This window comes from Streptococcus sp. GMD6S (assembly GCF_000297015.1).
On record NZ_AJRH01000057.1, the window covers coordinates 1 to 8,207 of the forward strand.

The window sequence follows — 8,207 nt, forward strand, 5'->3', positions numbered from 1 at the left end:
CCAGGGAAGTCCATGCTAACAAGGTCGTGAGCTGACTGACGGCGAAGGTCTTCAAATCCTGCCCCCTGTACAATTCCAAACAAACCTTGGTCATGTGGACGACGGTGAGCCTTCAAGCCACGTTCGGCCCAACGGCTAGTACGCTCGATGGATTTCTTAACGTAGTCGTAAGGTTGGTAAAACTGAGGACATTCATCAAAAGACATCATGATGTCTGAGCCTAAATTGTTCTGAATAGAGATGGCCTTTTCTGGCGATAGGAACATCTTGGAACCATTGAGATGGTTTTTAAAGGTTACTCCTTCTTCGGTGATATTTCGGCTATCTGCTAGGGAATAAACCTGGAAGCCACCACTATCTGTCAAAATTGGTTGGTCCCAGTTCATAAATTTGTGGAGACCACCTGCGCGTGCGATGAGTTCATCTCCAGGGCGAAGCCAGAGATGATAGGTATTAGAGAGGATAATCCCTGATCCCATCTCCTTCAACTCCTCTGGTGACTGGGTCTTGACAGTAGCTTGGGTCCCAACTGGCATAAACATAGGTGTCGGGAAGGTACCGTGCGGGGTGATGATTTCTCCCAGACGAGCTCCCGTGTGTTTCTCTTTCTTAATCAAACGGTATTTGATTGGTGAATCTGACATTTTTTACCTCCGAAGCTGGGAAAAACAGTCCCAGTTCATACTTTGTGCCCAAAGGCATACTGTATGATTTTATCAAAAAAACTAGGAACTGTCACGAACTATGGTATAATGAGAGAATGAAATACCCAAAAATTGATTTAAAAACCATTCGTCTGCAGACGAGGCAGTTTCAGGCTGAAAATCCCCGCCTCTTTCTCGTCTATCTCTTACCTAGCATACTGGTCATCTTATCAGGCTTTCTCAACCCCTTGGCTCGTCTCCAAGAAAGTGTTTTAGAGCAATCCTTTTTCAGCATGCTGGCACAAGTGCTCCAAGCCTATCTCTTCCCACTAGTGGTTTCTTTTTTGAGCACAATTTTTCTAGCAGGTGCTGCTTTTGCGACACTCCGACTCCTCAAGGATCCTGATACAGAACTCTCAGTAAAATCAAGCCTGGCCCTCTTTGCTGAAGAGCGCTTCTCGCAAACCTTCCTCACTCTGCTCCTCAAACGTTTCTACCTCTTTTTATGGAGCATTCCAAACTTAGTAGGCGTTTATTTTCTCTTTTATAGCAATCTCTTAGCTCGGAGATTTGTCGCCCTACATCCTGAATTTCCAAAATTAGACCTCTCATCCCTTGAAACAGAGCAGTTCCTTATGACCTTTGGCCTCTACTTTTTCGCGAGTCTCATCTTGATGATTGTAGGGAACATCCTCTACGTTCCACAATATTATGCCTACTCGCAGGTAGAATTCCTCCTCTGCGATACTCTGGATTTAGGACAGGCTAAACCCCGTCAAATCCTGAAAACCAGCCGTTTCTTGATGAAGGGTTACAAATTCCAGCGCTTTGTCCTCGACCTACAACTACTCCCTTGGTACTTCCTCAACTGGCTCACTTTTGGAATTGCTAGTTTTTCAATCCTTCCCTATATCCAAAACAATCATATCTTCTTTTACAGAGCCCTACTAGCCCGTAAACGTCGAAATGGATAAGAGTCTACAAAAACCAGCGTCGTTCAGGACGCTGGTTTTCTTATTTCAAAAGTAACATACTCAGCAGAGTCAAAATAGCAGGCCCACCTTGCTTCAGAATAATCTTCCCATTCCCCTGAAACTATCACACAAAAAAAGAAGCGGGAACTCAATTAGTTCCCAACTTCCATTTTAATGATTAGTTCATTGATACGTGAACGTGGTCATAGTGGTTTTCGGTCACACTACCACGATCCGGCATTGGATTCCACGTGTAGGCTGGTCCATATTTACTATCGTATGGAGCGTAGAAACGTTGTTTCCAGATGATATAGTTGATACCACGGCTAGCCATATTTTTGACTGCATATTCCGCGATTTGATCACCAAGTGCTGAACTCACTGGAACCATGAAGTCGATGGCCAAACCTTTACCATGGTCCCCACTGTCACCAGGACGGTAGCCACTAAAGGATGTAATCCCAAACAAGTTGGCTACTTCTTCTTTAAAGGCTGCAGTTTGTGGTTGAAGACCAGCATTCTCAGACTTAGCTACAGCAAGTCCTGCATAGTCAGGAGCTGCTGGAGCTGAATATGTTCTTGAAGGAGTTTGGCTTTGCTCTGCTTGATAAGTCGAAGTTGCAGTGTCAGAAGTTGCTGTTGATGCTGCTGTTTCTTCTGTTGCACTTGTTCCTGTTGTATCAGCAGGCGTTTCAGTTGCCGGCGCAGCTGCTACTGGTGCTTCTGCTGGAGTTGTTGCTGCCGTTTCTTCGGTAGCTGGAGTCGCCACTTGTGGAGCTTCTTCAACTGGGCGAGTTGTTTCTGCTACTGGTGCTTCCGCTGGAGTCGTTTCAGCTGTTTCTTCAGCTACAGGTGTTTCTGTAGATGGTGTCTCTTCAGCAACTGTCCCTGTCTCAGAAACTTCTGAACTTGGCGCTACTTCTGCTGGTTTTTCATTCTCTGTTGCAGTTGGAGTTTCCTCAATTGGTTGAGAAAGGTCTTCTACTTGAACTGTTTGTTCATCGACGGTTACTTGGTTGGTCGTCAAATCAGCTGTCGCAGTCGTCACTTCTTCACTAGAATCTGCTTGAGGTGTCTGGATTTCAACTTCCGTCACCTCTTCTGCCTCATTGACAGTTGTAGTGAGGACAGTATCTGGGAAAATCAAGTCCATATTGGTGATTTTGTTCAAATTAGCAAGAACGGTTACATCAACTCCCAAAGCTTCTGCAATCGTGCTCAGGGTATCACCATACTGAACTGTATAGCTGTTTTTGTTCTCGTTTTTCGTCACGTCATTTTGGATTTGCTCAACGGTACGTGCTGTCCATGCAATTTCTTCCGCTTGAGTTGCCAATGCTGGCGCAAAAGACAAGGCTACTGTTGAGGCTAAGATAATTCTTTTCTTCATTCGTTCACATTCCTTTCAAATGAGTACCTGTCTATCATAACACAAAAAAAGCAGAAAAAAAGCCCTCTCGGGCCTATTTAACAGAACTGACCATTCCTTGTAACAAACTCGATCAGTTGAAATAGTTTGTTAGGTTTCTGTCACAAAACTGACACACTCTTCTCGTTACTTATCCTCAAAAATATAAGGAATATCTGCTAGTGCTTGAATCTTCTGATTCCCTTCATAAAATGACTCTAAAAAGTTAATGCTTTGAAGACCACTATTCTGGGCAAATTCCACATCCAAAGTCCGATCCCCTATATAATAGGTGTTATCAGGATCCAACTGATACTTGTCTAGCAGATATGTCGCCGCCTCTGGACCGGGCTTGCGTGCAAAACCACTCTGATTAGTTAAAATCTCTGTGAAATAAAATTCCAAACCCAAGTCTCTTAGAATGGTAAGCGCATTGTCCCCCTTATGAGTATAGACAAACTGCTGAATCCCTGCTTGGTCTGCCCAAGCTAGCACTTCACGCGCACCTGGCATCAAAACTACCTGGGCATTTTTCTCAGACAAGCTCTGGGCACGTACCTGATTGAGCACTTCCGCATCCAGATTTCTCTCTTCTGCCACCTGCTCCAGCAAATCCTGCACAGAAAACTTGAGGATAAACTCTCTCACTTTCTCCTTATCATAAGGAATAGAAAACTGAGCAAAGGTCTCCTCAATCCCTGACAAAATCGCTTCGTATGAGTCCAATAAAGTCCCGTCCAAATCCCAAATAAAAGCTGTTTTTTGCATCTCCTATCCTTTCAAGCTCATATAACGCTGGTAACGGTAACGTAGAAATAACCAACGGAAACCATTATCCAAGAGAGTCCCTGCCCAAATACCAGGCAAGCCCCAACCAAGAACAATACCCATCAGATAAGCTGTCCCTATACGGATACACCACATCCCAATACTTGTCGCATAAAAGGGGAGGCGAGCATTTCCCAAACCCTGCCAAACTGCCGTATAAATAACTGTCCCTGTCGCCATGGGGGTTCCTAGTAGAGAGAACAGCGCCACCAAAACGCTCGCTTCGACTGCTACAGGATCGGTCGTATAGAGATGAGTCAGTGGTGTTCCTAAGGCATAGATACTGAAAGTTAAGGGCAACATGAGAAGCAGGGAAAGCCAAAAGGTTTGTTTGCTCAAACTAGCGACTCTTTCCCAATTATCCTCTCCAACTGCTCGAGCTACCAGCATGACCGTTGCCGTAGCGACGCCAAAGGCAGGCATGTAGTTAAACTGGGTCAAGACTTCTCCGACTGCATTCCCCGCTACTGCCTCCGTCCCAAAAGAAACAACCAAGGCAATAATCACTACATCTCCAGCCCGCATCATGAGACGTTCTCCTGCCGCTGGTAAAGCCAAAGTCAATAGTTCCTTATCTAAACCAAAAGTCGGTTTCTCAAAAGGCAGCTTTAATTGCGACCACAAAATCACAAGACCGACTAAGCGAGACAAGATAGTCCCCCAAGCAACACCCGCTATGCCCATATCAAGGACAAAAATAGCTAGACTTGAAAAAAGAATATTCAAGGCATTGGATAAAAGACTCACATAGAGAGGTAGACGCGGATTATGCGTTGCACGAATCAAGGCACCTAGACTGGTCATCAAGCCCAAGAGAACAATCGATCCACCCACCAAAGATAGGTAGAGCCCACCACTCTCAGCCACAGCCTGCTCAGTTCCCAAAAGTCCTATCATCTCTTGCCCAGCAAAGAGTGATAAGGCGCCTAAAAGCCCACTCAGCAATAGGGTTATCTTGAGAGCCTCTGTCACGTGATAAGCCAACTTGGACTGATTTTTCTGTCCCAAACTTTTTGAAATAACACTGGAGATAGCAGCTCCCAGAGCGATAAAAATCGCCTGGTAAATCGTGATAATATTGCCAGCCACTGAAACACCTGAAATAGCGATTAAGCCCAAGTGAGCGACCAAGTAACTATCCACCATGCCCATAAGCATCTGCAAAAAGTTTTCACCCATAGCTGGCAATGCAATATTAAGAATGTCTTTATTTTTCTTAAACAATCTCTCCTCCTGATGAAAAGAAACTCAGTTGGTTTCCCAACCGAGTTTACTTCCTCTGTCTTAAAGTCCTAGATAAGTCTCCACCGCTGCTTGCATGTCAGCAGCTGCCACTGTTGTTTTATGACGAACTGGAGCTGTTTCAAGGCCATCAACCGCTGGTGGCACTGCCACTCCTGAAATGTCATGTAATTGAGCCAAGGCTTCAAAGTCAGTCAAGCCTGCGTTTCCTGTTACCGCTTCTACGGCAACCACTGGGAACTTGTATGGACTAGCTGTTGAAGCAATCACTGTCTTAGCCGCATCCCCAGTAGCCGCTTTGTATTTTCTATAAACTGCTGAGGCAACCGCCGTATGTGGATCCTCGATATAGGCATCTGTTTGATAAACACGTTTAATTTCTGCTGCTGTTTCTTCCTCAGTCGCATATTCAGCTGCAAAGAGTTCCAAAATCGCTGCATCAAAGTCTGTCAATTCATATTGTCCTTGTGTACTCAAGGCATTCATGAGTTCAGCAGTCTTAACCGCATCATTCCCCAAAAGATGGAAAATCAAACGCTCCAAGTTTGAAGATACCAGAATATCCATAGATGGACTAGTTGTCACTTTAAACTCACGTTTCTTGTCGTAAACACGTGTCTTGAAGAAGTCTGTCAAAACATTGTTGTCATTTGAAGCACAGATTAATTTGCCAACTGGAAGACCGATTTGTTTAGCATAAAAGGCAGCCAAAATATTTCCAAAGTTTCCTGTTGGTACTGTGAAATTGACCTTTTCACCAGCCACAATCTCACCAGACTTGACCAACTGAGCGTAGGCATAAACATAATAAACAATCTGTGGTACCAAACGACCAATGTTCATAGAGTTAGCTGATGAAAATTGCAACTTGTTCGCTGCCAATTTTTCACGAAGTTCCACATCGTTGAACATGTGCTTCACGTTTGTTTGTGCATCATCAAAGTTTCCATCAATAGCGATAACATGAGTATTGTCGCCAGTCTGAGTAGTCATTTGCAACTCTTGTACCTTGCTAACACCATCTTTCGGATAAAAAACGATAATCTCAGTTCCAGGCACATCGGCAAACCCCGCCATAGCAGCTTTCCCAGTATCACCAGATGTCGCTGTCAAAATGACAATCTTGTTCTCCAAACCATGCTTTTTAGCGGCTGTTGTCATAAAGTACGGCAAGATAGACAAGGCCATGTCTTTAAAAGCGATCGTTGAACCATGGAACAGTTCCAAGTTATATTGCCCATCCAGTTTCACCAATGGCGCAATAGCTGGAGTATCAAACTTGCTATCGTAGGCATTGGTGATACAGTAGTCCAACTCCTCAGCCGTAAAGTCATCTAAAAAGGCTGATAAAACTAATTTAGCCACTTCTTGGTAAGAAGCATCTTTTAATGTTTCAAAGTCCAAATCCACCTTTGGATAAGTAAGTGGTGTAAACAGACCACCATCCGTCGCCAAACCTTGCAAAATAGCTTGGCTGGCAGTTACTGTATTATTGGCATCACGCGTTGATTGATAAACTAATGTCATGAATCTCTATCCTTTATCTATAGTCTCTTCCATTATATCATGATTTTTCAGAAAATTCTCCCTTTATAAGAGAAATTATAATCCCAATTCTTTCTTCAAAGGCTCTAAATAAACCATTTCTTGCTTATCTCTTTTCTCCAGTCCTTCCTCAGCTAGGGTGAGTAAATCTTTAGAAAACTCGAGAACCGCAGCTTCTTCTTCATCTGTGAGTTGTTTTTTAGAAAATTGTCGTCTTAAAAGCTTATAATCACGACCAGCTGTGGTAAAAAATGGAGCAGTTCGCAAGTAAGCTTCAAGCTTGTCTAAATGAACCAACAAGCCCAAGTGAAAGGCAGCAGAAGCAAAAGTCCTATCAAGTGGCTGAGTACACACACTACGAAACTCAACTGTTCCTCGAGTCGTTAAGTCTTGGTACTGGTAACTACGATGAGTTTGGAAATCCTCCTCCTGAGGATGAATTAACACCTCATCCCCATTAAGGGTAAATGCTTGGATTTCAGGTGTAGCCAAATAGTCCCTAGCCTGAATCGGATAAAAATAATAGATCTGCCCATCACGCTCCGCAGTAAAGATTGCAGAATAATCTAGATAATCAAAAAAATCATTCTCGTCTTTGAAGAGTCTGGCATTGACGCCTACATTTTCAGGATAAATCCCGTGCATAGACTCTTCCCAAAAAATATCTCTCGAAATCTTGGTATCCCAATCTGCCCCTGAAAACTCAGAATTTGCAAACAAACAAGCTTTGGCAGCTTCAATTTGAGTAAAAGCATTGATAACACGCAGGTAGTTGGACCTTGAAATGTCTAGTTGAACCTGACTCCCACAGATAAAGGCTCCATACTCAGGGAAATGATGTAAATCTGATTTAGTTACATTTCTACTCAAATTCAGATAATCCATCAACATCTGATAGCGTGGATAAGCCACTGGACAATTCTCATTTTTATCCCAGTTAGGATGAATGCCGCGGCCAACAATAGCATGATTAGCTTCACCCAATTTATTCTGAATCGTAGCCATATAGAAGTTAAGGCGTTCTTCTACCTCTTGGATAGATTCGGCCTTTCCGAATGCAAACTCAATCGTCGTATAAGCAACCTCAAACAAGATCGTATCTTGGCTGACTGGATCAAGCAACTGAATTGGATTCCCAAAATCATCCACTTTTTCGATAGTAAAGCCCAGTACTGATGGTAAATACCGAAAGAGATCCTTAACAACTTCACCATCTGTAGCTTTACCCTCTAAATTTACAATAGGATATTCTAACTCAATCCCAATAAATAAATCTGGGTGCTCTTTTATATTCTTTAAGTAACGTTTCTTTAGTAATTCAACAGACCGAGACATTAATCACCAAACTCTTTCATAATCAAAATAAATTGTGAATAAGTAATATTATACCAAAAATACACTAAAAATGACTAGAATAAGAAGAAAAAGATGATTCATCAGTTATCTGTACTTAATCAAAATCTTTACCAAAACAAAAAACAAGGTCCGAAAACCTTGTCTTTATTACTATACCGGCGGCCGGGGTCGAACCGGCACGTCCTTGCGGACACTGGATTTTGAGTCCAG

7 protein-coding genes are annotated in these 8,207 nt (G+C 43.1%); 1 reads left to right on the forward strand and 6 read right to left on the reverse strand.

From position 1 onward, the window contains the following. Positions 1-644 (reverse strand): tRNA guanosine(34) transglycosylase Tgt (locus tag GMD6S_RS07530; protein WP_001285235.1); only part of this gene is annotated, 644 nt, incomplete at its 3' end. A 116-nt stretch (positions 645-760) separates the two neighbouring features. Here GMD6S_RS07530 and GMD6S_RS07535 point away from each other — a divergent pair. Further along, positions 761-1,618 (forward strand): DUF975 family protein, encoded by an 858-nt coding sequence (locus GMD6S_RS07535; protein ID WP_000876914.1) that lies wholly within the window; start codon positions 761-763, stop codon positions 1,616-1,618. Positions 1,619-1,796: 178 nt separating this feature from the next. Here the strand turns inward: GMD6S_RS07535 and GMD6S_RS07540 are convergent, their stop codons facing one another. The 5 genes from GMD6S_RS07540 to GMD6S_RS07560 form a co-directional block, all read right to left on the reverse strand. Beyond that, positions 1,797-3,008 carry a LysM peptidoglycan-binding domain-containing protein gene (locus GMD6S_RS07540; RefSeq protein ID WP_000745991.1) on the reverse strand — a complete coding sequence of 404 codons (1,212 nt, stop codon included), beginning with the start codon at positions 3,006-3,008 and terminating at the stop codon, positions 1,797-1,799. A 165-nt stretch (positions 3,009-3,173) separates the two neighbouring features. Beyond that, positions 3,174-3,794 carry an HAD family hydrolase gene (locus GMD6S_RS07545; RefSeq protein ID WP_001172833.1) on the reverse strand — a complete coding sequence of 207 codons (621 nt, stop codon included), beginning with the start codon at positions 3,792-3,794 and terminating at the stop codon, positions 3,174-3,176. Positions 3,795-3,797: 3 nt separating this feature from the next. Beyond that, positions 3,798-5,078 (reverse strand): MATE family efflux transporter, encoded by a 1,281-nt coding sequence (locus GMD6S_RS07550; RefSeq protein ID WP_000473993.1) that lies wholly within the window; start codon positions 5,076-5,078, stop codon positions 3,798-3,800. Positions 5,079-5,138: 60 nt separating this feature from the next. Then, complete coding sequence (gene thrC, locus GMD6S_RS07555; RefSeq protein ID WP_000177138.1) at positions 5,139-6,623, reverse strand: threonine synthase; 1,485 nt, start codon at positions 6,621-6,623, stop codon at positions 5,139-5,141. A gap of 75 nt (positions 6,624-6,698) precedes the next feature. Continuing rightward, positions 6,699-7,976, reverse strand: coding sequence for a hypothetical protein (locus GMD6S_RS07560; RefSeq protein ID WP_000091645.1), 1,278 nt, complete (start codon positions 7,974-7,976; stop codon positions 6,699-6,701). Between the last annotated feature and the right edge of the window lie 231 nt (positions 7,977-8,207).

Coding starts and splice junctions, on each gene's coding strand:
- GMD6S_RS07535 (WP_000876914.1), top strand. CDS start 761: ATGAAATACCCAAAAATTGATTTAAAAACCATTCGTCTGCAGACGAGG.
- GMD6S_RS07540 (WP_000745991.1), bottom strand. CDS start 3,008: ATGAAGAAAAGAATTATCTTAGCCTCAACAGTAGCCTTGTCTTTTGCG.
- GMD6S_RS07545 (WP_001172833.1), bottom strand. CDS start 3,794: ATGCAAAAAACAGCTTTTATTTGGGATTTGGACGGGACTTTATTGGAC.
- thrC (WP_000177138.1), bottom strand. CDS start 6,623: ATGACATTAGTTTATCAATCAACGCGTGATGCCAATAATACAGTAACT.
- GMD6S_RS07560 (WP_000091645.1), bottom strand. CDS start 7,976: ATGTCTCGGTCTGTTGAATTACTAAAGAAACGTTACTTAAAGAATATA.